At 69.1% G+C, this 23891-nt stretch carries 26 protein-coding genes and 1 riboswitch; of the genes, 17 read left to right on the forward strand and 9 right to left on the reverse strand.

The window, feature by feature from the left end; all coding sequences use genetic code 11:
- Positions 1-11: 11 nt before the first annotated feature.
- Entirely contained in the window at positions 12-1820 is a 1809-nt protein-coding gene (locus RBS60_RS02215) for an AMP-binding protein (RefSeq protein ID WP_374049197.1), read from the reverse strand.
- Between the two features lie 145 nt (positions 1821-1965).
- Between RBS60_RS02215 and RBS60_RS02220 the strand changes: the two genes are divergently transcribed.
- The 7 genes from RBS60_RS02220 (at position 1966) to RBS60_RS02250 (ending at position 7552) form a co-directional block, all read left to right on the forward strand.
- Complete coding sequence (locus RBS60_RS02220; RefSeq protein ID WP_307955869.1) at positions 1966-3171, forward strand: acyl-CoA dehydrogenase family protein; 1206 nt, start codon at positions 1966-1968, stop codon at positions 3169-3171.
- Between the two features lie 72 nt (positions 3172-3243).
- A complete protein-coding gene (locus tag RBS60_RS02225) occupies positions 3244-3552 on the forward strand; it encodes a hypothetical protein (protein WP_307955870.1) in 309 nt (102 codons plus the stop codon).
- Positions 3553-3674: 122 nt separating this feature from the next.
- Entirely contained in the window at positions 3675-4898 is a 1224-nt protein-coding gene (locus RBS60_RS02230; RefSeq protein ID WP_307955871.1) for a cobalamin-independent methionine synthase II family protein, read from the forward strand.
- A 3-nt stretch (positions 4899-4901) separates the two neighbouring features.
- Positions 4902-5909 (forward strand): acyl-CoA thioesterase, encoded by a 1008-nt coding sequence (locus RBS60_RS02235; protein WP_307955872.1) that lies wholly within the window; start codon positions 4902-4904, stop codon positions 5907-5909.
- Between the two features lie 145 nt (positions 5910-6054).
- On the forward strand, positions 6055-6597 hold the full coding sequence (locus tag RBS60_RS02240; RefSeq protein ID WP_307955873.1) for a DUF998 domain-containing protein: 543 nt from the start codon (positions 6055-6057) through the stop codon (positions 6595-6597).
- A 62-nt stretch (positions 6598-6659) separates the two neighbouring features.
- Positions 6660-7061, forward strand: a complete 402-nt coding sequence (locus RBS60_RS02245) for a helix-turn-helix domain-containing protein (RefSeq protein WP_307955874.1) — start codon at positions 6660-6662, stop codon at positions 7059-7061.
- On the forward strand, positions 7058-7552 hold the full coding sequence (locus RBS60_RS02250) for an SRPBCC domain-containing protein (RefSeq protein ID WP_307955875.1): 495 nt from the start codon (positions 7058-7060) through the stop codon (positions 7550-7552). The genes RBS60_RS02245 and RBS60_RS02250 overlap by 4 nt, the downstream gene beginning before the upstream one ends.
- Before the next feature lie 33 nt (positions 7553-7585).
- Here RBS60_RS02250 and RBS60_RS02255 read toward each other — a convergent pair whose 3' ends face one another.
- Positions 7586-8848 (reverse strand): NAD(P)/FAD-dependent oxidoreductase, encoded by a 1263-nt coding sequence (locus RBS60_RS02255; protein WP_307955876.1) that lies wholly within the window; start codon positions 8846-8848, stop codon positions 7586-7588.
- A 131-nt stretch (positions 8849-8979) separates the two neighbouring features.
- A riboswitch (SAM riboswitch) is annotated at positions 8980-9093 on the forward strand.
- Between the two features lie 6 nt (positions 9094-9099).
- Between RBS60_RS02255 and RBS60_RS02260 the strand changes: the two genes are divergently transcribed.
- The 6 genes from RBS60_RS02260 to RBS60_RS02285 all read left to right on the forward strand — a co-directional run bounded on the left by RBS60_RS02260 (position 9100) and on the right by RBS60_RS02285 (position 14145).
- Positions 9100-9420, forward strand: coding sequence for a DUF1737 domain-containing protein (locus RBS60_RS02260; RefSeq protein ID WP_307955877.1), 321 nt, complete (start codon positions 9100-9102; stop codon positions 9418-9420).
- Positions 9417-9830, forward strand: a complete 414-nt coding sequence (locus RBS60_RS02265; protein ID WP_307955878.1) for a rhodanese-like domain-containing protein — start codon at positions 9417-9419, stop codon at positions 9828-9830. Before RBS60_RS02260 ends, RBS60_RS02265 begins: the two co-directional genes overlap by 4 nt.
- Before the next feature lie 9 nt (positions 9831-9839).
- On the forward strand, positions 9840-11048 hold the full coding sequence (locus RBS60_RS02270; protein WP_307955879.1) for an O-succinylhomoserine sulfhydrylase: 1209 nt from the start codon (positions 9840-9842) through the stop codon (positions 11046-11048).
- Positions 11049-11238: 190 nt separating this feature from the next.
- Complete coding sequence (locus tag RBS60_RS02275) at positions 11239-12405, forward strand: globin domain-containing protein (protein ID WP_307955880.1); 1167 nt, start codon at positions 11239-11241, stop codon at positions 12403-12405.
- Positions 12402-12902 carry a DivIVA domain-containing protein gene (locus tag RBS60_RS02280; protein WP_307955881.1) on the forward strand — a complete coding sequence of 167 codons (501 nt, stop codon included), beginning with the start codon at positions 12402-12404 and terminating at the stop codon, positions 12900-12902. The genes RBS60_RS02275 and RBS60_RS02280 overlap by 4 nt, the downstream gene beginning before the upstream one ends.
- A gap of 43 nt (positions 12903-12945) precedes the next feature.
- Complete coding sequence (locus RBS60_RS02285) at positions 12946-14145, forward strand: globin domain-containing protein (RefSeq protein ID WP_307955882.1); 1200 nt, start codon at positions 12946-12948, stop codon at positions 14143-14145.
- Positions 14146-14571: 426 nt separating this feature from the next.
- Here RBS60_RS02285 and RBS60_RS02290 read toward each other — a convergent pair whose 3' ends face one another.
- Complete coding sequence (locus RBS60_RS02290) at positions 14572-15225, reverse strand: DUF3841 domain-containing protein (protein ID WP_307955883.1); 654 nt, start codon at positions 15223-15225, stop codon at positions 14572-14574.
- A gap of 365 nt (positions 15226-15590) precedes the next feature.
- Here RBS60_RS02290 and RBS60_RS02295 point away from each other — a divergent pair, with 365 nt between their 5' ends.
- Complete coding sequence (locus RBS60_RS02295; RefSeq protein WP_307955884.1) at positions 15591-16175, forward strand: dihydrofolate reductase family protein; 585 nt, start codon at positions 15591-15593, stop codon at positions 16173-16175.
- Between the two features lie 129 nt (positions 16176-16304).
- Here RBS60_RS02295 and RBS60_RS02300 read toward each other — a convergent pair whose 3' ends face one another.
- Entirely contained in the window at positions 16305-17660 is a 1356-nt protein-coding gene (locus RBS60_RS02300) for an MFS transporter (protein ID WP_307955885.1), read from the reverse strand.
- Between the two features lie 558 nt (positions 17661-18218).
- Positions 18219-18434 carry a hypothetical protein gene (locus RBS60_RS02305; RefSeq protein ID WP_307955886.1) on the reverse strand — a complete coding sequence of 72 codons (216 nt, stop codon included), beginning with the start codon at positions 18432-18434 and terminating at the stop codon, positions 18219-18221.
- A 37-nt stretch (positions 18435-18471) separates the two neighbouring features.
- Here RBS60_RS02305 and RBS60_RS02310 point away from each other — a divergent pair, with 37 nt between their 5' ends.
- Entirely contained in the window at positions 18472-18888 is a 417-nt protein-coding gene (locus tag RBS60_RS02310; protein WP_307955887.1) for a hypothetical protein, read from the forward strand.
- Between the two features lie 87 nt (positions 18889-18975).
- On the opposite strand, the gene RBS60_RS02315 is transcribed toward RBS60_RS02310, so the two are convergent.
- Genes RBS60_RS02315 through RBS60_RS02325 form a run of 3 tightly spaced genes read right to left on the reverse strand, consistent with a single transcriptional unit; the run spans position 18976 to position 21550 of the window.
- Positions 18976-19737 carry an IclR family transcriptional regulator gene (locus RBS60_RS02315; RefSeq protein ID WP_307955888.1) on the reverse strand — a complete coding sequence of 254 codons (762 nt, stop codon included), beginning with the start codon at positions 19735-19737 and terminating at the stop codon, positions 18976-18978.
- Between the two features lie 44 nt (positions 19738-19781).
- Positions 19782-21140 (reverse strand): MFS transporter, encoded by a 1359-nt coding sequence (locus RBS60_RS02320; protein WP_307955889.1) that lies wholly within the window; start codon positions 21138-21140, stop codon positions 19782-19784.
- On the reverse strand, positions 21137-21550 hold the full coding sequence (locus RBS60_RS02325) for a cupin domain-containing protein (protein ID WP_307955890.1): 414 nt from the start codon (positions 21548-21550) through the stop codon (positions 21137-21139). The genes RBS60_RS02320 and RBS60_RS02325 overlap by 4 nt, the downstream gene beginning before the upstream one ends.
- Before the next feature lie 132 nt (positions 21551-21682).
- On the opposite strand from RBS60_RS02325, the gene RBS60_RS02330 reads away from it, so the two are divergent.
- On the forward strand, positions 21683-22612 hold the full coding sequence (locus RBS60_RS02330; protein WP_307955891.1) for a DUF6282 family protein: 930 nt from the start codon (positions 21683-21685) through the stop codon (positions 22610-22612).
- Entirely contained in the window at positions 22612-23379 is a 768-nt protein-coding gene (locus RBS60_RS02335; protein WP_307955892.1) for an aldolase/citrate lyase family protein, read from the forward strand. Before RBS60_RS02330 ends, RBS60_RS02335 begins: the two co-directional genes overlap by 1 nt.
- A gap of 52 nt (positions 23380-23431) precedes the next feature.
- Here RBS60_RS02335 and RBS60_RS02340 read toward each other — a convergent pair whose 3' ends face one another.
- Positions 23432-23890 (reverse strand): helix-turn-helix transcriptional regulator, encoded by a 459-nt coding sequence (locus RBS60_RS02340; protein ID WP_307955893.1) that lies wholly within the window; start codon positions 23888-23890, stop codon positions 23432-23434.
- Between the last annotated feature and the right edge of the window lies 1 nt (position 23891).

Raw genomic sequence — 23891 nt, forward strand, 5'->3', positions numbered from 1 at the left:
CGTTGTGCTGACTAGTCTTTCAGAGACGGGAAGTCGCTCTCGCCATATTCGATCCCGAATCCGCTCGCGAGCTCCACGGCCCGACCCTCCGAGCCTCCGTGCCGTGCCTCCTCGCTGTGCCGCAGCTCGACGCGCCGGATCTTCCCCGAGATCGTCTTGGGCAGCTCCGCGAACTCGATGCGGCGGATACGCTTGAACGGCGCCAGCTGCGCCCTGCAGAAGCGCAGGATCTCCTCCGCGACCGCCGGCCCCGGCTCGTACCCGCCCGCGAGCACCACGAAGGCCTTCGGGACGGAGAGCCGCACCTCATCCGGGGAGGGCACGACGGCGGCCTCGGCCACCGCGGGATGCTCGATCAGCACGCTCTCGAGCTCGAACGGTGAGAGCCGGTAGTCCGAGGACTTGAAGACGTCGTCGCCGCGGCCCACATAGGTGATGACGCCATCGGCATCCCGCGTAGCCATGTCGCCCGTGTGGTAGTAACCGCCGCGGAAGGCGTCGGCGGTCTTCGCGGGGTCCCCGTAGTAGCCCTTCATGAGCCCCACAGGCCGGGGGTCGAGGCGGAGGCACAGCTCGCCGTCGCCCGACTCGTCGCCTGTCGTGGGGTCCACGAGCACGACGTCGTAGCCGGGGAGCGGGCGTCCCATTGCACCGGCGGCGACGGGCTGGCCAGGCGTGTTGGCGACCTGGACGGTGGTCTCGGTCTGCCCGAAGCCGTCGCGGATCGTCACGCCCCAGGCCTTCTCCACCTGGCCGATGACCTCGGCGTTGAGCGGCTCGCCGGCCGAGACGACCTTGCGCGGCGGAGCCGTGAGCTGGGTCAGGTCGGACTGGATGAGCATCCGCCACACCGTGGGCGGGGCGCAGAAGCTCGTGACGCCCTCGGCACCCATCTGGGCCATGAGCGCGGAGGCGTCGAAGCGCTCGTAGTTGTAGATGAACACCGTGGCCTCGGCGATCCACGGTGTGAACACATTGGACCATGCGTGCTTGGCCCACCCGGGCGAGGCCACGTTGAGGTGCACGTCGCCCGGCTCGAGGCCGATCCAGTACATCGTGGAGAGGTGGCCCACGGGGTATGAGGTGTGCGTGTGCTCAACGAGCTTGGCCCGGCTCGTGGTGCCGGAGGTGAAGTAGAGCAGGAGCGTCTCGTCGGCCTTCGTGGGGGCATCGGGTGTGAAGTCGGTGGCCGAGGCGGCAGAGTCGCCGTAGCTGAGGACGCCGTCCTCCAGAACACCCTCGCCCAGCACTCCGTCGTTCGGAACACCCTCGTCGGGCGCTCCCGGCGCGGAGTCCGCACCCGGCGTTGTGCTTCCCCCGACGACGATGAGGCGGTAGCCGCCCGGTACGTCGTCGAACTTGTGGGCGTTCGCGGCGCCCACGGTGACCCAGTGCGCGCCGCCGCGCTCCACGCGGTCCTCGAGGTCGCGGCGCCCCATGAGGGTGGTGGTGGGGATCATGACGATGCCGAGCTTGATGCCCGCGAGCATGAGCTCCCACAGCTCCACCTGGTTGCCGAGCATGATGATCATGCGGTCCCCGCGCTGCACGCCCTGCTCGCGCAGCCAGTTGGCGACCTGCGACGAGCGCGCGGAGAGCTCCGCGAAGGTGCGGCGCGTGGAGCTGCCGTCCTGCTCCACGATCACAAGGGCGGCCTGGCTCCCGCGGACCGGATCAGCCCCGAGGGCGTCGAACCAGTCGAGCCCGAAGTTGAACTCATCGAAGCGCGGCCACTCGAACTCCGCGTGGGCGCGGGCATAGTCCGCGCGGAGCTCGAGCAGCCGGTCCCGGGCCGCCCGGAATTCGTCGGTGACAGTCATTGTCCGCCTTTCGTGTCCGCCCCCGGGACGCCCTCGTCCCAGCAGTCGTGCTAGTGATCCGTGTCACGATGAAATATAGTAGGACTTCCTAGGGTTTGAACAGGGAGCCGTTCACGAGACGCCCCGAGATTGACGAAGAGGTCACATGCTTCAGGCACCAGAATCCCTCCTGGCCCCCGCCGCACCGATGGAACCGCCCTTCCCCGACGCCGACCTCATGCACGTCGTCGACCTGCTCTCACCCCGGGAGCGGGCGCGATTCAGCGAGCTGCGGACCGTGCTCCAGCGGGACATCCGCCCGCTCACGCCCGAGTACTGGAACCGCGAGGAGTTCCCGTTCGGCCTCCTGCCCCGGCTCGCCTCCCTCGGCCTCGGCCGGCTCCAGACCGACGGGTCCTCGCGCCTGTTCACGGGGCTCGCGTACATGGAGATGGCCCGGGCCGATGTCTCCCTGTCCGCCCTGGTGGGGATCCACAACGAGCTCATCGTGGGCATGATCAACGATCTCGGTTCGCCTGAGCAGAAGGCCCGGTGGCTGCCGGGCCTTCAGTCCCTCACCGAGCTCGGCGCGTTCGCGCTCACCGAGCCCGAGCACGGCTCGGACATCGCTGGCGGCCTCGCCACGACGGCGACGCACGACGGCGCGGGCTGGGTCCTGCGCGGGGCGAAGCGTTGGATCGGGGCTGGCACCATCGCCGACTTCGCCCTCGTCTGGGCCCGCGACACGGCCGACGGCGCGATCAAGGCCTTCATCGTCGAGACCGATCGGCCCGGGTTCACGGCCACGAAGATCGCCAACAAGATCGGCCTGCGCATCATGCAGAACGCCGACATCGTCCTGGACGACGTCCGCGTCCCCGACGGCAACCTGCTTCCCGGCGCGACCGCGTTCAGCCGGGCCAACGAGCTCTTGCGCGACTCGCGCGCATGGGTCGGGTGGCAGGCCGCGGGCATCCAGCTCGGAGCGTTCGACATCGCCCGGGCGTATTCGCTCGAGAGGATCCAGTTCGGGCGCGAGCTTGCGTGCTTCCAGCTCGTCCAGCAGCAGCTCGCGGAGATCCTCGGCAACGCGCACGCGTCGCTCTCGCTCATGGTGGAGCTCGCGCGCATCCAGGAGTCGGGGCAGCTCGAGATGGTGCAGTCCGCCATGGCGAAGTCGACCACCACCCGGCTCGCCCGCTCTTCCGTGGCTCTCGGACGGTCCATCCTGGGCGGCAACGGGATCACAACCGACTACGAGATGGCCAAGCTCTTCGGCGACGCGGAGGTCCTGTACACCTACGAGGGCACGTACGAGATCAACTCGCTCATCGTCGCCCGGGCGGTGACCGGCAAGTCCGCCTTCGTCTGAGATCCGCGCCCGCGACGCACGGCGAGACGCAAGGCTCTGGCGGTGGCGGCGTCGTGCGTCTACGGTGCGGGTATGGAACACACCGATCGCGTGCCCGCCCCACCCGGACTCCCGGCATTCGATGACGCCGCACCGCTCGACGACGGCTACAGCCAGACCGAGAACTACGGCCACAATCAAGAGTCGATGCAGCTGCACGACCCGAGCCGATACGCCGACGCCCCGCCCGGGGAGCCCCGCACCGAGCTCCCGCCTGCAGCCCCGGCCGCGCCGGCGAAGCGCCGCCCCCACACCTCGGGCCTCGGGACCTCCGGCGCCGCGGGCATCCCGGACTCTGCAGGCGCCACCCACACGGGGTTCGGGGACCCGGACCGCGACTGACCGCAGCCCCGCCGATCCACCCGAGGTGACCTCGGCACCACACGGGGTGATCTCGGCGTCATACGGGGTGACTTCGGCAGGGATGGTCGCGAACCGCGGCGCCCATGAGAAAGACTGGCGCCATGCAGAACGCGACTCACAACACGGACTTCATCCAGGTATCGCACGCGGGATCCCTCCCCCGTACCCCCGAGCTCCTCGCGGCCAACGCCGCGCAGGCCGAGAACCCCGGCGACGCCGCGGCGTTCGAGGAGCTCCTTGCCGGTTCGGTGAAGGACATCGTCGCGAAGCAGCGCGAGGCCGGCGTCACGCTCCCGAATGACGGCGAGTACGGCCACACGATGTCCAACTCGGTGGACTACGGCGCGTGGTGGAACTACTCGTTCTCGCGCTTGGGCGGCCTCACCCCGGGCGGCGTGGACCGCTGGCAGATGACGGACGAGATCCGCTCCGAGCCGGGCCACATCCGCCTCACCACCATGAAGGACCGCCGCGACCGCCGGCGCTTCGACGAGGCGTACAACGATCCGAACTCGTTCATCCTCACAGGCCGCAAGACGGTCCTGCAGCCCACGGTGACGGGCCCCCTCACGTACACCGGCCAGGAGGCCGTCCAGCGGGACGTTGCCCACCTCAAGTCGGCCCTCGCGGCGAACGGCTTCGAGACCGGCTTCCTCCCGGCCCTCTCCCCCGGCTCCGCGAGCCGTATCGCCAACGAGTACTACAAGGAGGAGGAAGAGCTCGTCTATGCGTGCGCCGACGCGATGCGCGAGGAGTACAAGGCGATCATCGACGCGGGCCTCATCGTCCAGATCGATGACCCCTCGATCGCCGAGAACTGGGACATGATCAACCCCGAGCCGAGCCTCGCGGACTACCTCAAGTTCACGCAGATCCGCGTCGAGGCCCTCAACTACGCGATCCGCGACCTCCCGCAGGACCAGATCCGCTTCCACCTGTGCTGGGGTTCATGGCACGGTCCGCACACCACTGACCTGCCGTTCAAGGACCTCGCGGCGACGATGCTCTCGATCAACGCCGGCTCCTACTCGTTCGAGGCGGGGAACGTGCGGCACGAGCACGAGTGGAAGGTCTGGCGCGATCTGGACCTTCCCGAGGACAAGGTCATCGTGCCGGGCGTCGTCTCGCACGCGACCAACGTCGTCGAGCACCCCGAGCTCGTCGCGGACCGGATCGAGAACTTCGCCCGGATCGTGGGACGCGAGCGCGTCATCGCCTCGACGGACTGCGGCCTCGGCGGCCGCGTGCACCCGCAGATCGCGTGGGCCAAGCTCGAGGCGCTCTCCGAGGGCGCGAAGATCGCCACCGATCGTCTCTGGGCCTAGCGCATGACGCACGACGCCGCCGCCTTGCCTCCCGCTGCCGCCTCGCCGGAGCATCCGGCCGGCAACGAGGTCACCCTCCGCTTCCTCGCCGCGCCCACGGACAAGGGGCACTCCGGCTCCGTGGACGCGGGCACGGTCCTCGAGTGGGTGGACAAGGCGGCGTTCGCTGCGGCGGTGGGCTGGTCGAAGACCTACTGCGTGACCGCCTACGTGGGGAACATCCACTTCGCGGACCCGGTCAACGTGGGCGACATGGTCGAGGTCACCGGGACGATCGTCTACACGGGTCGGACGTCCATGCACATCCGCACCGTGGTCTCCTCTGGCGATCCGAAGGGCGGCACGCCCACGATGCGCAGCCAGTGCCTCGTGATCTTCGTGGCGGTCGGCGAGAACGGCCGCCCCGTCGAGGTCCCGAAGTGGGTCCCGCGGACCGACGCCGAACGCGAGGCGGAGGCGAACGCCGTCGCCCGTATCACGGTGCGTGACGAGATCGTCGCGTCGATGAAGCGCCAGGAGTACACGGACGCCGGAACGGCCGAGCGGGTGGTGCTGCGCTTCCTCGCCGCGCCGACGGACGTCAACTGGGGCGGCAAGGTGCACGGCGGCACGGTCATGAAGTGGATCGACGAGGCCGCGTACGTGTGCGCGTCGCGCTATTCCGGGCGGGACACGGTCGCCGTCTTCTCAGGCGGCGTGCGGTTCTACCGGCCGCTGCTCATCGGAGACGTCGTGGAGGTGGAGGCGCGGCTCGTGTACACCGGGACGAAGGGCATGCACATCGCGGTCCATGTACGCTCCGGCTCGCCCAAGGGCCACGAGCTGCATCTCACCACGTACTGCCTCACGGTCATGGTGGCCCGCGACGAGACCGGCGCCGCAGTCCCTGTCCCCCGCTGGGCGCCGGTCTCCGACGAGGACAAGCGCCTGTGGGAGCATGCCCGAGAGCTCCTCGAGATCCGCGGCAAGGCCCCCGGCGGGCGCCTGCCGAACCACCTCCTGCGGTCTTAGGCGTGTGGACCAGGGTCCTTAGTGCCTCATGTCAAGATGCTCGCGAAAGTGGTGCGCGAGCACCTTAGACGAGCCAAGTCGGGCCATTGACACAGAGGCGGGGGAGAGAGATCTTCCTGCAGGCGGCCCCACGGGGAAGCCCATGATGAAGATCCGGAAAGCAGGGCATTTGCGGTCTCGACGCGTCTTCAGCCTCTGCTGCTTCGGCGTCTTCGTGTTTGCCACGATGGCGCTGCCGCTGACCCGCCCAGACCTGTCCCTGAGGCGAGACCAGATCAGCGATCTGTTGGTGGGCGAAGGGTCCGCAGCCGCTGTCGCTGCCTTCCTCGCCTTGGCGGCGGGGTCGGCATTGCTGGGCCAGGAGTACTGGCGCCGAGGACGTCAGCTGACCTCGGCGGTACTGCTCCTCTTTGCGGCAGCCACGGCCGTCGCGGGCCTGACGGCGCCGAGCTCGGCCCAGCACAACGTCGCGGCCCTCGCGGCGTTCTTGGCCGGGCCCATCGCTGCAGCCTCCGCGGGCTGGCTTCCGCCGGGAGCACGCATCAGCTGGGCAGTGGCGTTGATCGGGTCATTCGCCCTCTGGCCCTTGGGAGCCGGGCTGGGCGAGCGCGCTACGGTCTACGGCGAAATCGTCTTCTTCGCGTACCTGTCCGCAACGGCCGAGCGTTCGCAGAGCCCGCCGCGCTGACCCTGGACGAGTCAAGTCGGGGTCTTGCGCGCCGGTGGCTTAGGGAGCTAACGTACAACCAAATGGTTGTAGATCAGAAGCCCCGAGAATTCACCGACGAGGAGATCGACCGCATCTTCGGCGCCCTCGCGGACGCGACCCGCAGGGACATCCTGCGGCAGTCGATGCTCGGTGAGCAGTCGGTCTCGGGGCTCGCCAGGAGCTACACCATGAGCTTCGCGGCGGTGCAGAAGCACGTCGCGGTGCTCGAACGGGCTCTGCTCGTCACGAAGGAGCGCCGCGGGAGGGAGCAGATCGTGCACTCGAACCCCGCGGCGATCCGCAGAGCGGCGCGTCTCCTCGACGCCTACGAGGAGCTGTGGCGCGCCCGCATCGCCCGGATCGGGGACATCCTGTCCGAGGCCACCCCACCCCCACAGAAACAGCAGCACCAACCGAGAAAAGACAAGGACATCGCACCATGACCTTCGTCAGCAGCACCAAGGACACCGAGAACCTCACCATGACACTGGTCACCGAGTTCACCGCGGACCGCGAGCGCGTGTGGCAGGTGTGGGAGGACCCGCGCCAGCTCGAGCGCTGGTGGGGTCCGCCCACCTGGCCGGCCACGTTCGCCACCCACAACTTCGCCCCCGGCGGCCGGTGCCACTACTTCATGACCGGCCCGGACGGCACCGAGGCGCACGGATGGTGGGAGATCACTGCTGTGGACGCTCCGCATCGCCTTCAGATCGAAGACGGATTCGCCAACGAAGACGGCTCCCCCGTGGACCCTCTCGACACGACCACCATGGTCATGACGCTCGAGGACACGCCGACCGGCACACGCATGACGACGGTGTCCAGATTCCGCAGCGCCGACCAGCTCGAACGCATGCTCGGCATGGGCATGGAGGAGGGCATGAAGGAGGCGTCCGGCCAGATCGACGCGCTTCTGGCCGCGTTGGCCGCGTAGGCACACCGCGGGATCCGTCCGTCTACGCGGTTCCTACGGGGTGTGGGACGAGTCCGGGCGGCTCAGCACCACGAAGGAGCGCCGGTGCGTGATGTAGTCGCTCGGCCAGGTCGCGACGGCGCGGATCTTCTGCAGGGTCCCGGAGAGCAGCACAACGTGGACCCCGAGCCACGCGAGGAACGCGAGCGGGCCGTTGAGCAGCACGCGCTTCGGGCCCGGACCGACCTCGGCGACCGCGGAGCCGCGGCCCACCATGGCCATGTAGCCCTTGTCCACGTATGCGAACGGGGCCCGGTGGCCGCCGTCCCTGTCGGCGAGGATGTTCTTCGCCGCCCACGTCCCCGCCTGCAGGGCGCACGAGCCGAGCTGGGGCAGCTGGTTGCCCTTCGCGTCGGTCATGTTGGCTGCGTCTCCGAGCACGTAGACCCCCTCGACCCCCGGAGCCGTGAGGTCCGGGTTGACGTCGATGCGGCCGCCGCGGCCCTGGGGCAGGCCGGAACCGGCCACCACCGGCCCCGCCTTGAGCCCGCCGGCCCACACCACGAGGCTGGCCGGGATCTCGGTCCCGTCCTTGAGCAGGACCTTGTCCCGGGCGATCTCCGCGACCGGGGTCCCGAGGTGGAGCTGGACGCCCATCGCGGCCAACCGCCGTCCTGCGTATTCCTTGGACTTGTCCGAGAAGACGTTGAGCACGTTGGGCACCATGTCCACGAGGTGCACGTGGCAGCGGCTGGCAAGCCGCGGTGAGAAGTAGTCGCTCAGCACGTACTTGACGGTCTCGGCGAGGGCGCCGGCCGTCTCGACGCCGGTCGGCCCGGCGCCGATCACCACGAAGTGGATCTCCGTGCCGTCGTCGGCCCGGTCGGCCGTCTCGAGGACGTTGGAGAGGGTCCCACCCAGGCTCACGGCGTCGTCGACCGAGTAGAGCGGGTAGGTGACCTCCGCGCCGGGGGTGTTGAAGAAGTTGGCCTCCGCACCCGAGGCGAGGATGAGGAACCGGCCCTCGTACGACTTCCCGTCGGACGTCGTGACGCGCTTCGCCTCGACGTCGACACCGGTCACCTCCGCGACGACCACGCGGACGTTGGGCTGCCCGCGGAAGATGTCCCGCAGCGAGCGGGCCACCTCGGAAACACCCAGCTGCACGGTCGCGACCTGGTAGAGGAGCGGCTGGAACTGATGGTAGGGGTTCTTGTCGATCAGGAGGACCCGCACGCCCTTTCGCCCGAGAGTGCGGGCTGCTGCGACCCCGGCAAACCCTCCGCCGACCACGATGACTTCGTAGTTCTCGTCCACCTGCCGCACACTACCCACTCGCGGACCGCGTGGGAACCTCCGGAAGCGAGCGGAGCACGAATCCGTGTGTTGCCAATAGTTACCGCCGATCCGTGGTCCGCCCCAGCGCCGCGTGCTACGTTCAATCGAAGAGTAACGAGCGCCAGCGCCAAGCCCTGACTTGCTGGCCGGCAACCCTCCATGTGGCGGGGTGCCTCAGGTGAGTACTCGGCATTCGTTTCTCGATACGCAAGCTACGAAGGAGCCCTGCCATGTCCGACACCGCGACTGAGCATTCTGAGCCGGCCGCCGCGACGACGCCGCTCAACGATCCGGCGGCCCCAGGCGATCCCGCCGAGGAGAAGCTGGCCTACCGGCTCCTGACCGGCCCCGACACCCGCGAATTCTGTGCCCGCATCTCCCAGGCCCTCGCCGACGGCTACGTGCTGCACGGGAGCCCTGCCGCGACATTCAACGGCATCGACGTGATCGTCGCCCAGGCGATAATTCTCCCCCACGCCGTGGCAAGGGCCGACGCCGCCGTCGCCTCCGCCGTCGATTCGCTCGAGTACGAGGGCGAGGGGCACGCATGAGCTACGCGGGAGACCTCACGCCCCACGAGGCGTGGGCGAAGCTCGAGGGCGGCGACGCCGTGCTCGTGGACGTGCGCACCGAGGAGGAGTGGGCGCACATCGGCATCCCCGACACCAAGGGCACCGACAATGATCCGCTGTTCATCCCGTGGTCCTTCGAGGGCGGGATCCCGAACCCCGATTTCGTGATGGAGCTCGAGCTCCAGGGGCCGGACGACAAGGCCACCGAGCTGCTCTTCCTCTGCCGCTCGGGAGCCCGCTCTGCGGCAGCCGCCTCGGTGGCCGCGAACCTCGGCTTCACCGCATACAACGTGCTCGAGGGCTTCGAGGGAGTGCCCGGCCCGGACGGCCAGAGGACCGTCAACGGCTGGAAGAACCGCGGGCTGCCGACCAATCTGGGACAGGACTAAGTAACTTTCGTGAGCTTTGACATCAACAACGGAATATCAGGCGACTGGAGCCAGGACACCCAAGCCGTGCGCGGCGGACTCCTGCGAACCGAATTCCAGGAAACCTCAGAGGCGCTGTTCCTCACCTCGGGCTTCGTCTACGAATCCGCCGAGGCGGCAGAGCGGGCCTTCACCGGCGAGGACGAGCGCTTCGTGTACTCGCGCTACGGCAACCCGTCCGTGGCCATGTTCCAGGAGCGGCTCCGGCTGCTCGAGGGCACGGAGGCGTGCTTCGCGACGGCGTCCGGCATGTCCGCCGTGTTCACCGCCCTCGCGGCGCTCCTCGCCGCCGAGGACCGGGTCGTCGCGGCCCGGAGCCTGTTCGGCTCGTGCTTCGTGATCCTCAACGAGATCCTCCCCCGCTGGGGCGTCGAGACGGTCTTCGTGGATGGCCCGGACCTGGACCAGTGGCGCGAGGCGCTCTCCGTGCCCACCACTGCCGTGTTCTTCGAATCGCCCTCGAACCCGATGCAGGAGCTCGTGGACATCGCCGCCGTGGCCGACCTCGCCCATGCGGCCGGCGCGCAGGTCGTCGTCGACAACGTCTTCGCGACCCCGCTCCTCCAGCGCTGCCTCGACTTCGGGGCGGACGTCGTCGTGTATTCCGGGACCAAGCACATCGACGGCCAGGGACGCGTGCTCGGCGGGGCCGTGCTGGGCACCAAGGAGTTCATCGACGGGCCCGTCAAGAACCTCATGCGCCACACTGGCCCCGCACTGTCCGCCTTCAACGCCTGGGTCCTCACGAAGGGCCTCGAGACGATGGGGCTGCGCGTGCGGCACTCGTCCGTGAACGCACTCGCAATCGCCGAGTGGCTCGAGGCGCAGCCCGAGGTCAGCTGGGTCAAGTACCCGCACCTGACCTCCCACCCGCAGTACGAGCTGGCCCGCAAGCAGATGAGCGCTGGCGGGACGGTCCTCACGTTCGAGCTCGCCGCACCGGACGGTCAGGGCAAGGAGGCCGCGTTCCGGCTCCTCAACGGCCTGAAGATCATCGACATCTCGAACAACCTCGGCGACGCGAAGTCCCTCATCACGCATCCCGCCACCACGACGCACCGTGCCATGGGGCCCGAGGGCCGTGCCGCGATTGGCCTCGGCGACGGCGTCCTGCGCCTGTCCGTGGGCCTCGAGGACATCGGCGACCTCATCGGCGACCTCGAGAAGGCGCTGCGGTGACCTCGCGCTGCCCGTCAATGCCTCCCAAGGGGGTTGACAAAACGCCCGTCATCACTCGGCTGGATCGGCCCGTGAGAACCGTGTAGGTTGCTGCGAGCAGGCGTGCTGCCGTTGGGGGCGGTCGACGACGCCAACATCCTTTGCCCGACGAACGGCACACATGCGCAGAATGCGCAGGAGGGACGGCTGCGTGGACTCCAACGCACTGAAGCGGACGTGGGCAATGGCGGCAGCCCTCGGTGACGAGGTGCCCCTGTACTTCTACTCGCACCTCTTCGCGACCCATCCAGAAGTACGCGACATGTTCCCTGTGGCCATGGGCGCGCAGCGCGACAAGCTGTTCTCCGCGCTCGGCCACATCATCAGCCACGCCGACCAGATCGACACGGTGGGCGGCTTCATCGGCCAGCTCGGACGCGACCACCGGCGCTTCTCGGTGGTGCCAGCGCACTACTCGATGGTGGGCGCCTCGTTCCTGGCGACCCTCCAGCGCTATCTCGGTTCCGAGTGGACGGATGAGGTCGCGCGCAGCTGGTCCGAGGCGTACGGCCTCATCGCGAAGGTCATGGTGGTCGCCGCGGAGGACGCCGCGGACGACTCCCCCGCGTGGTGGGACGGCGAGGTCCTCTCCGTTGACCGCCGCAGCCTCGACGTGGCCGTGCTCGAGGTCCGCATGCCGCACGATTTCACGTATGAGCCGGGCCAGGCCGTCGCGGTTGAAGTGCCCGCGCTCCCCCGCACGTGGCGGTACCTGAGCCCCGCGAACGCGCCCCGCCCGGACGGCATCGTGCAGTTCCACGTCCAGCTCATCCCGGGAGGCCTCTTCAGCACGGCTGCCGTGCGCAGGACCAACGCGGGGGACACCATCAGGGTGGGCGCCCCGATCGGCGACCAGCTCGCCGTCGACGGCCAGCGCGACCTGCTCCTGATCGGCGGCGGGACCGGCCTCGCACCGCTGTCCGCCGTGCTGGACAAGGTCGCGGCCCAATGGCGCGAGACCGGATGGGGCCCCCGCGTGGACCTCTTCCATGGCGCCCGCGTGCCGTGGAACCTCTATGACCACCCGCGGCTCACTGACCTCGCGGCACGCGAGCACTGGTTCTCGTTCCACCCTGTGGTCTCCGATGACCCCACCTTCCCGGGACTCACGGGATATGTGGGCTCTGCCGCAGCCGCGCACAGCTCGTCGTTGGGGCGACTGGTCCTCGTGTGCGGTTCAACGCCGATGGTGCGCCACACCGTCAGCGAACTCGCCGCTGTCGGGGTTCCCCGCAGCGACATTCGCTACGAGGACTACACCGGAGTCGAGGACAACTCTTCCCCCACCGGGGAAGACCAGCTAGAAGGGACACGATGAGCACTTCCCCCCACGGCGGCCGGATCAGCCCCTCCGAAGTCCGCCACGCCACGTTCGAGCAAGTCGGCCAGGGCTACGATACGGGAGCCGTCCACTACTTCCTGAGTTCCGTCGCCGACCAGATGGAGGCCGACCGCGTCCAGATCGAGGCGCGCGGGGCCAACGCCCAGGACGAGATGGTCAAGATCATCAGCCAGGCGCAGGTCCTCGCCGAGAAGTTCGTCGCCGAGGCCGAGCAGTACTCCAAGGACCTCGTCGCGAGCGCGAGGACCCAGTACAGCGAGATCCTGCGCCGCGCCGAGGAGTCCGGAGGCAGCCGCACCGGCAGCCAGGTCGTCGCGGCCAACAGCACCGGGCCGGAGTACACGACGCCGATCGACGAGATCGAATACGTCCGCACCTACACGAAGGTTGCACAGGTCCAGCTGCGCGCCGTCATCGACGCCCTCGCCGAGCAGGTCAACAAGCTCGGGGACGTCCCCAAGTCCAGCAAGTAGGTCCAGCCAACCCACCGCCGTCGTCAGTCCCCAAGGAGACCCCATGCTCTCGTCAAGCTCTGCCCCGGTGATCGAGGCGACGCTCCCCGTCGTCGGCGAGCACATCAAGACCATCGCCCAGCGCTTCTACGATCACCTCTTCGAGGTCCACCCGGAGCTCTTCGACGGGGTCTTCAACCGCGGGAACCAGGCCGACGGCCACCAGCAGCAGGCGCTCGCGGGCTCCATCGCGGCGTACGCCACGATGCTCCTCGAGCACCCCGACAAGGCGCCCGAGCACCTCCTGTCCCGCATCAGCCACAAGCACGCTGCGCTCGCCGTGACCCCCGCGCAGTACGACGTGGTCCACGAGCACCTGTTCTGGGCCATCGTCGACGTGCTGGGCGAGGCCGTCACCCCCGAGGTGGCCGCCGCGTGGGACGAGGTCTACTGGCTCATGGCCAACACCCTCATCAACCTCGAGCGCGGCCTGTACGCCGACTTCGGAGGCGAGCCGGCGAACGTCTGGCGCACGTGGCGCGTCGTGGAGAAGCGGTCCGAGACGGACGACGTCGTCTCGCTCGTCGTCGAGCGGACCGATGAGCGGGACGTGTACCCCTCCCAGCCGGGCCAGTACGTGACCCTGCAGATGCCGACCGCCGACGGCCTGCGGCAGCCGCGCCAGTACAGCCTCACGCGCGCCGACGACGGCCACCACCGCACGTTCGCCGTCAAGCGCGTGCACGACGCCGGGCGTCCCGACGGAGAGGTCTCGACCCTCGTCCACGACTCGCTCCAGGTCGGCGACGAGATCACCCTGTCCGCCCCGTTCGGCGACGTGGTCCTCGAGCCCGGCGACGGGCCGCTCGTGTTCGCAAGCGCCGGAATCGGCGTGACGCCGTACGCGGGCATGGTCAACCACCTTGCCGCGCAGGGCTCCCAGCGCGAGGTCCTGTTCCTCCACGCCGGCACCTCCCACGAGAGCTTCGTGCTCCGCGAACAGATCACGAAGGACCTCGAGTCCCTGCCGAACGCGAGCCTGCACGCGTGGTACGAGCAGCCGGGCGAGCTCGGTGCCAACGAGCACGAGGGCTTCATGGACGTGAGCGCCGTGGAGCTCCCCGCTGATGCGACCTACTACCTGTGCGGACCCCTGCCCTTCATGCAGGCGGTACGCGAGCGTCTCCTCGGCCTCGGCGTTCCGGCCCGGAAGATCCAGTACGAGGTCTTCGGCCCGGACCTGTGGCAGGCCGACACCGAGTAGCCACGGGAACCCGATGGCACCGCGGCTGCGGCGCTTCGAGCTGACGCTCGAGACGCCCCTTCCGGCCACCGAGGCGTGGGGGGGGGGGGGGGGGGGGGGCGCGCCCCCCCCCCCCCACCCCCTCCACCCCCACCCCCCCCCGCGGGCGGCGGCGGTCGCCGGGGGCGGGTGACTCGCCTCCGCGAGGCGAGTCACCGGCGCTGTCCGTCAGTGGCCGCACAGGCCGCGGCATTCAGGGGGAGGCCCGTCTTCGCTGGTGACGCGCCCATTTGTTCAGTACCCGACGACCGCCGCTTCGCTCTCGCCTTCGATGGCTGCCGCGGTGCCGGACGACGGCGCTTCAGGGCGAGCTGTTGGCCACCCCCTTTGCGAAGCGAAGGGTCAGCGCGGCGAGGTAGTTCGGGGCGAAGTCGACCACGTCCGAGCCTAGCGTTCGATCCACACGGCCTCGATGACGTCGTCAGCGCTGAGCTCGTGGACGGTGGCCTGCCAGTAGTGCGTCCGCGGATAGTTGGCAGGGTCGAAGATGGTCTCCCACGAGTCCATGACCTCGGACCGGAGCGCGTCGGGCCAGTCCCAGACGAGCCGGTTCGCGGCGCCTGCCGCCTCCGCGCGCCCGTACAGGTCGTCGAGGATGCGGTCACGCCGGTCGCCGTAGTCGTCGTCGCTCTCACCGGCCAGCGGAACGACATTGGGCAAGCCGTCGAGCACCTGATGCCAGTCGTCGAACTGCGACACGAGGACACGTTCGCGGGGGATCCGGCACGTCAGGAGCACCTGTCCGAACGAGTCGCGCACGTTCTGGATGAGATCCTCCCGACGGATCTTCGCCCAGAGCCAGAGTGCTCCCTGCCCCTTGGTCGGGAGGCGACGATTCATCTGCTCGTACATCCAGGCGTACGGCTCGGCGTAGTGAGCTCGGGCCGGGTCGGCAGCGAGCCGACCCGTGGCCTCGAGCTGGCGGAACGCCTCACCGGACTGCATGGTGTGCAGCAGGATCACGGGCGCGGTGAGGTCATAGGAAATGCGGCCGGGCGGGACAGCGGCTGCAGGGCGGGCACGGGAGACAGGAATCGACACCGTCGCAGTGTGCGGGTACGGAATGACATTTCTCGCCGCAGAGCGGACGACGGCGGGTGCGCAGCCCACGGGGGTCGGTCGGCGGGTAACTGTTATCTGACGATCAGATCGCCACCGGCTTCGCCGTCGGCGGCTTCATCGTCGGGCTGACGTTCACCCTCCTCGGGGGCGAACCGGGCGACGTCGCCTACCACCTCATCGCGCTTCCAGTGCTCGTCGCCACCTTCGTTCTGCTGTCGATGAGAACCGGGCCCCGGGCCGGTCGGTAGGGCGCTGCGCAGCGCGGTTCCGGGGATCGTGTGGCGTGTCCAGCTTCTTGGCGCGGGGGCTGTCGACCCGGTCATGGGGCGCGTACGGTCGGACGCATGGCGACCTACACCTTCGATGTCTTCAGCTCACTCGACGGGTTCGGCTCCGCGACGGACGAGTGGACGGGGTACTGGGGCAAGCAGGGCCCCGAACTCCTCGAGCACCGTGCCGACCTCTTCGGCGAGGACCAGCTCATGGTGTTCGGCCCGGACACCTACCGCATGTTCTCCGGCTTCTTCCTCTCTGGTGAGGAATTCGGCGACGTCTGGACCACGCGGATGAGCGCCATGCGCAAGGTGGTCGTCTCGCGGTCGATGACCCCGGAGGAACCCCTCCCCTGGCCGCATACCACGCTCATGCGCGGTGACGCGGTCGAGGTCGTCGCACGGCTCAAGGAGGAATCCGACGTCCCGCTCCGATCCCACGGCAGCCTGAGGATGAACCACGCGCTCATGGCCGCCGGTCTGGTGGACCGCGTTCAGGTGACCATCTTCCCTGTCATCACGGGGATCACCGGCCGGGCGCCGGTATTCGGGGGTGCCGCCGACTTCGATCTCGACCTGCTGGAGACGCGGACCCTCGACGGGCGCACCGAGCAGCTGGTCTATGCCCCGCAGTTGCACTCCCCGCGGCCGCGGTAGAGGCGGTACACGCGTCCGACCAGATTTGGCGGGCCTGATGGGCGACGACGGGAGGCCCTGCAGATCCACGGCCTCTGCGGACGACGACGGGTGCGCACCCGCCGTCGTCCGCTTACCCTCGGCGGGGAGTCAATGGCCGGCGGCGACCGCCTCGAGCTCGCCCTCGGAGGTGTCCGTGCGGGCGGCCTTCACGAGAAGCGTCGCGGTGCCCGCGACCACGAGCGGGACCGCGAGGGCGGCGAAGTAGCCGGACGGACCGAGCCCCGTGAGGAGCACGCCGCCGAGGGCGGAGCCGACGATCGACCCGAGGCGGCCGACGCCGATGCCCCAGCCGGTCGCGGTCGCGCGCAGCTGGGTGGGGTAGGCGTTGGCGATGAGGTAGTTGAGGGCGAGCTGCTGGCCGCCGATGCCGAAGCCCGCGAGGCCAATGAGCGTGAAGACGAGGCCCCACGACGTGCCTGCGGCGGCGAGCCCGAGGGCGGTGAGGACGCCCGCGGCGAACATGCCGAGCAGGAGCGTGCGCGGGTTGACGCGGGGGAGCACTGCGGACAGCGGGATCGCGAAGACGATGAACGCGGCGTTGACGGTGACGGTGCCGAGGGCGGCCGTGCCGGCGTCGAGGCCGAGGGTCTTGAGCGCGGTCGGCATCCACAGCAGGAGCAGGAACCATGCGATCCAGTTGAATAGGTATGTGGCCCACACTGCGACGGTGACGGTCCGGTAGACGGGGGAGAGGAGGGCCGCGACGGAGCCGCGCCTCTCGCCGGAGTCCTCGACGGTGAGGACCGTGCCGTCAGCGATGGTCTGGCCGGTGGCGCGGGTGATGAGGGTGCGGGCGCGCCGGTCGGCCTCGGGCGTTCCTCTGGCGACGAGGAAGGCGGGCGACTCGGGCAGGAGCGCGACTGCCGCGGCCAGGAGCACCACGGGGAGTGCTCCGCCGATGAGGAAGATGCCGCGCCAGCCGACGCTCGGCAACCAGGCCGCGGCGACGAGGCCGCCGATCATCGCCCCTCCGGGGAGGCCGAGGAGCACAAGCGTCATGAGGAAGCCGCGGCGCCTGCGGGGGCTGAACTCGGCCGTGAGGGCGAGCAGCGCCGGAGTGGCGCCGCCCATGCCAAGGCCGATGAGGAAGCGCAGCGCTACCACCTGCCACGCGCTGCTGGCGAATGCCCCTGCGAGCGAGAACGCGCCGAAGAGGGCGAGGGCCACGAGGATCGTGCGCTTGCGGCCGATCCGGTCCCCGAAGGTGCCGAGCGTCATGGCACCCACGGCCATGCCGACGGTGCTTGCGGTGATGACCCACGTCATGTCCGTGGCGCTGAGCTTGAACTCCCCAGCGATGGCGGTGCCGATGAATGCGATCGACTGCGTGTCGAACCCGTCGAGCAGCGCAACCACGAAGCACAGGGCTACGGCGGCCCATCGCCACGGCCCCATGCGCGAATGGTCCATAGCGTCCTGGACGCTCAAGGTCTGTTTTGTCATCGTTGACTCCTCACAGCGGGGTGCGCGGAGGACGACGCCGTCCCCCGGGTTTGGCCTGCTGTGCGAGGCTATGCGGGGGCCGAGGGCGCGGGGAAATATCCGTTTTCGGCGGATTGATACGTGCGAAGAATGGATCTGCGGCCCGCTGCAGTCGGGCTCCTTGCCCTTGCTGCCGACGGTTTCGATGCTTAGTCACTGGCGGAGGCGAGTGAGCGGACGACGGCGGGTGGGCGCCCGCCGTCGTCCGCTCGCGTTCAGAATGTGTTCATACCGCGTAGATGGTGTTCTCGGTCTTCCACCGCGTAATAGGAAGAACCACTTGATCCAGAGGGCGAAAGGCCAATTGCTGCTATTGAAGGGCATCGGCTCCGCCACGGTGATTTTGCAAGTTCAAAGGGGTTGTGATCTTCTTTGCAAAGACGCATCCGCGCGTGTCCAGGACACCGTTTGACCGTGGTGCGCGAAGCCTTTTCATTGGGGGATCAGAATGAAGAAGATGTTGGTTGCGGTCGCACTGAGCGCCATCGCCCTGGCGGGATGCTCGGCGAGCCCCACGGCTCAGGTCGGGAACGCGACATCCGCGACGTCGAGCGCGACTGCGACGCCCGCATGTCCATCTCCGGCGCCGACCACGACGGTGACGGTCAAGGCCTCGCCGGCTCCGACCGGCTCAAGTTCTGCGCCGTCTCCTTCGCCTTCGCCGTCTCCTTCGCCTTCGGCTTCGGCGACGCCCTCGGCGACGATTACGATAGGCTGCCCGACTCCTACCGTCACCGTCCTGGCAGCGCTCTATGTCGATGGAGATGCGTGTGTGAACGAGGGGGAGCGCTACACCTTGGCCGGGCCGGATCTGTCGTGCACGAAGAACCGCGCCGGGGTCGCGGTCTGGATGACCAAGGCAGAGACCGACAAGCTCGCCTCCGATCTTGCCGCAGAGAAGGTTGCTGCCGACGCGAGAGCCGCGGCCGAAGCAAAGGCCGCGGCTGATGCGGAAGCGGCACAGCAGCAGGCTGCACAACAGGCGCAGCAGCAAGCGGCCCAACAAGCGCAGGAACAGGCTGCACAACAGGCGCAGCAGCAATCTCAACAGCAGAGTTTGGCTGGCTCCGTGACTGCCGGTGCGTTCTGCAGGTCGTCCGAGGCGGGAGCCGTTGGGCACACGTCAACCGGATTGACGGTCTTCTGCACCAAGGACGCTGGAGGCACTCGGTACCGCTGGCGACAGTAGACCCAGCCGCCCCCAACAGGGACAGCGCGACACCGGTGACCCGCCCCGCGTGGGCGAGTCACCGGCGTCGTGCGTGAAGCCGCGAATCTACGCCGCCGTCGACGCCCCAAGCAGCCCGGACAGCGCGGCCGCGGAGGCTTTGAGGTCGGTGATGTGGCGGCCGTCGGCCGCGGTGTCCAGGACTCCGACCGGGGCGACGAGGGCGAACGTGGCGATGATGGTCCCGCCGGCGTCGAACACCGGTGCGGCGACCGCGGCGACGCCGTCGATCACGGCCTCGCTCACGGTGAACCCCGAGGCGAGCGCCTCGCCGAGCTCCCGCTCGACCTCGCCGCGCGCGGCGCCTAGCTTCGCGAGGGCCCGCTCGCGCACGGCGGGCGAGCCCCACGCGAGGAACGCGAGCCCTTGCGCGGACTGCGGGCCGAGCGGGGCCCCGATCCGTACCGTCATGTTCACGGACTTCCCGGCCGGCTCCTTGGACGCCACCGCAACGGCGCTGGAGCCGGTCCAGAGCCCGAGGACGGCGGTCTGGCCGGTGTGCTCGGCGAGGGACGCCAGGAGCGGCTCGGCGACGTCGGTGATCTTGGGCCCGGTGAGCATCGAGGCGGCGATGCCCATGATGAGCGGCCCGGGCCGGTAGTCGTTGTCGTTGACCCGCTGCAGGAACCCCTCGGAGGCCAGGGACTGGAGGTAGCGGTGGGCGGAGGTCCGCCCGATCCGCAGCTCCTCGGCGACGTCGTTGATACGCACCTCGGTGCGGTCCGAGCTGAACATCCGCAGGATCTGGGCGCTGCGGCTCACCACCTGCAGGCCGCCCGACGGCGCGGCGTCGTCCCTCTCCGTTGGCATAGCCCACACTCTAGCCGTTGCCCCGCCCCGCACGGCCGCGGCGGTCACGGCTGCTGCTCGACGGCGAGCGTGTGCTCGGCGAGGTTCCTGTCCTTGGTCTCGGGGCCCCACAGGGCACCGGCGATGAGGCAGATCCCACCGACGGCGAGCAGCACCACCGGGGTGAGCTTGAGCGGCATGATCCCGGCGAGCGCTGCCATGTAGAAGGCGTAGAACGAGGGGATGATGAGCGCCAGGGAGTAGCCGACCCCGTAGCCGGTCGCCCGGATCTCGACTGGGAACCGCTCGGACATGTACGCCCCGATGGCTCCGAAGGCCGGGATGCCGAGGAGCGCGATCGCCGTGACCGCCACGGTGGCGGCCCAGAAGCCTTTGACCGCGCCGGAGGCGAAGAGAACGAACAGCGGGATCGCCAGCAGGGAGCCCACGCCGCACAGGACGAAGAACGCCCGGCGGCCGATCCGCTGCGAGAGCATCCCGAACAGCGGGTACGCCACGGAGACCATGGCGAACGCGACGATCATCAGCGTCGAGGTCTGCACTGCGCTGAGCCCGGTGGTCGAGGCGATGGTGGGCGGCAGGATGACGATCGAGGCGTTCGAGGAGAACCACACGCCTGTCATGAGCAGGAACGCCTGGGCGAGTGGCTTGCGGTTGGAGCCGGCGAGGAGCTCCTTGAACGGGTTGACCCGCTTGGCCGAAGTGTTCTCCCAGGCCGGGCTCTCCTCGACGCCGCGGGCGTAGGCGATCGCGAAGCCGATGGAGATGACTGCGCCGACGATGAACGCGATGCGCCAGCCCCACTGGGAGTAGGCCGACGCCGGGCTGCCGGCCGGCGCGAACGTGAGGACCAGCAGCGTCAGGGCCGAGATGGCCACGTAGGAGGACGGGAAGCCAAGCGCGATCAGGCCGGCGTTGCGGCCGCGGTTGCGCTTGTCCGAGTGCTCCATGGCGAGCGGGACCGCGCCGGTGTACTCGCCGCCGAGGAACACCCCGCCGACGAACCGCAGCACGATCAGCGCGACGACGCCGCCGATTCCGACCGTCTGGTATCCGGGCAGCGCGGCGATGAGCCCGGTCGCCACGCCGGCCCCGGCGACGGCGACAACGGTCGCCTTCTTGCGCCCCACCTTGTCCCCCAGCCAGCCGAAGATCACCGATCCGAGCGGGCGGCCCACAAGGGTGGAGGCGAAGACGAGGCCGCCGAGGATCGCGGTCGTGGCCGCGTCGATCGAGCCCGGGGTGAAGTAGGCCATGGCGGGGGCGAGCGCGATCACGGGCAGGTAGATGTCGAACATGTCGATAAAGAAGCCGGCGCTCGCGCCGACCACCGCGCGGCGCTCGTGGCCGCCCGCCGTCGTGCCCACAGCCCCAGTGTGGCTGTTCAGGGCCGGCGCGGTCATGCTCGCCCGCCCAGGGTGAGGGGCTCCTTGGCGCCCAGGTTGGCTACCCACGCGGTGAGGTGGGCGTAGTCGGCGCGCGGCGGGACGAAGATGTCGATGTTGACGCACGGGCCGGAGATGACGTCGATGTAGTGCTCCTTGCCGCGCTCTACAAGCATCAGGTCGCGCGGGCCCATGCGGTGCGCCACGCCGTCGACGTAGTAGTCGGCCTCGCCCTCGAGGATGAACACGAGCTGGTCGAAGTCCTCGTGCGAGTGCGGGCGCAGCTCGAGGCCCTTCTCCACCGTGTTCCACACGATCATGACCTCGTCTGTGGCATAGGCCTTGCGGGTGATGCCCGGCCGGGCGACTTCGAGCGGGACGTCGTCGAAGCTGACGACCTCCGAGTAGAGCGATTCGTTGAAGGACACCGCGATCTCCTTTGACCTCTTGTTCCGAAATTCGGAACGGCTTGTGCGCAATGTGGAACGAGCGTAGCATCGTGACCACGGTCACTGTCAATGCCCCTTGAGGGCGCGGAATCCACGGAAAGGACAGCAACGATGCTGAAGCCCGAAGGCCATGAGCCCGTCACGATCGAGGACCCGGAGGTCGCCGCCATCCTGGATGGCGCCGTCGACCTCCACGTCCACCCGAGCCCCTCGCCATTCCCGCGCCGCCTCTCCATCGCCGAGGCCGCGTGGCAGGCGCACGAGGCGGGGTTCCGGGCCATCCTGGTCAAGAGCCACCATCACTCCATGGTCACGGACATCCGCGCGGCGTCCGAGGCGCTCGGCGGCCTGCCGATCCCGGTGGTCTCCGGCGTGGCCCTCAACAACTACGTGGGCGGGCTCAACCCCTACGCCGCCGAACTGGCCCTCGCCCAGGGCGGCAAGATGGTCTGGTTCCCGACGATCTCCTCGCACGCCCACATCTGCGTGCACGAGGCCGAGGGCCAGAACATGCGCTTCCCGACCAACAACCTCGGCCTCCGCCACACCACGGAGATCGGCATCCTCGACGCCGAGGGCGCGATCAAGCCCGAGGTCCTCGACATCCTCGAGGTCATCAAGACCCACGACGCCATCATGTCCTGCGGGCACCTCGACGCCGACCAGACGGAGCGGCTCATCGAGCAGGCCTCATCGATGGGCATCAAGCGGATCCTCGTGAACCACCCGAACTTCGTGATCGGCGCCGAGCCGGACCGCGTGCGCCGCTGGGTGGGCCTCGGGGCGCGGATCGAGCACTCGATCTGCCAGTACGACGACCGCACGTCGTTCTACCAGTGGGGCCTGGATACGCTGCTCGGGTTCGTCAAGGCCGCCGGCGTGGAGAACACGCTGCTCGGCTCGGACCTGGGCCAGGCGAACAACCCGCTGCCGGTGGACGCCTACGCGCGCATGGTCCGCGGCCTGCTGGACGCCGGGGTGTCCAAGGAGGACGTCCGCCGGCTCATCGCGGACAACCCCGCCGACCTGCTGGGGATCTGATGGCCCTGCCTACCTCCCTGCGCGAGCTCATGGCCGAGCGACCCGTCCTCGGCACCTTCCTGAAGATCCCGCGATTCGAGATCGTGGACATCCTGGCCCTCTCCGGCTTCGACTTCGTGGTGTGCGACTACGAGCACTCCCAGATGTCGGTGGCGGAGGCGTGCGACGTCGTGCGGGCCGGCCGGGCGCGCGGCCTGCCGGTCCTGGTGCGGGTCCCCGCTCTCGACCGGGGCGACGTCAACCGGCTGCTCGAGGCCGGGGCGGCGGGGATCCAGCTCGCGCGCGGCTCGGGGGCCGAGGCGGGCTCCCTGCGGAAGCTGGTCTCGTACCCGCCGCTCGGGACCCGGTCCGTCTCGCTCGCGCAGCCGGCGGCGGACTACGGGATGGGCGTCTCCCTGGCAGAGCACTTCGAGCGGTCCAACTCGACCGTGCTCGCGGTGGGGCAGTTCGAGACCGCCGACTACGCCGACGGGATCGACGCCGCGATGGCAGCCCTGGACGTGGCGTTCATCGGGCCCGTGGATCTCTCGGTGGACCTGGGCACGCCGGGGGAGCAGGACTCGGAGCCCATGCGGGCCGCCGTTGCCGCCATCGAGGCGGCCGCTGCCGCGCGCGGGGTGCCGATGGGGATCTTTGCAGGCTCGGCGGAGGCCGCGGCCGACGCCGTGGCGCGTGGCTACCGCTACATCGTAGCCGGGTCGGACCTGACGATGCTCGCGGGCGGGGCGCGGCGGTTCAGCGGACTGCTTCGGTCTGTCGGTGGTTGAGCGAAAGTCGAAATCACGCACGACGGCGGGAAGTCGCCCGCCGTCGGCACGATCAGCTGTGCTTCGGTACTACAGCAATACGGACGTCGAGAGCGTCGGCAATCTTCAGAAGCGTGTCCCGCGTGGGATTTCCGAGACCGCGTTCGATGCGGCTGATGTCCGCTTGCTGAACGCCCGCCCTGCTCGCCAGCTCGGGCTGCGTGAGGTGGGCCGCGGTGCGGGCCGCCGCAAGCTCGTGGCCAAGAGCAACGCGCTCCGACACCTCGGCGCGGAGTCCAACGCGAAGCTGGTCAGGGAGCTCCGTTGCGTCGTCGCTCCACACAGCCTTGGCGCGCGCTGCGATCTCGCTGTACGGACGCGAGCCACTCCTGCACCTTCGAGGGTGGGGAAGCAGAACCTCGACCGGTTCCAGCCTTCGGTAACACGCGAGCTCTATCCACTGATCGCCTAAGCCCAGTGCTGACCAAGCCTGATCCAGCCCGTGCCATCGCCAGGCTCTGCGTCGTACCATC

Source organism: Sinomonas sp. ASV486 (assembly GCF_030908215.1).
Lineage (GTDB): Bacteria > Actinomycetota > Actinomycetes > Actinomycetales > Micrococcaceae > Sinomonas > Sinomonas puerhi.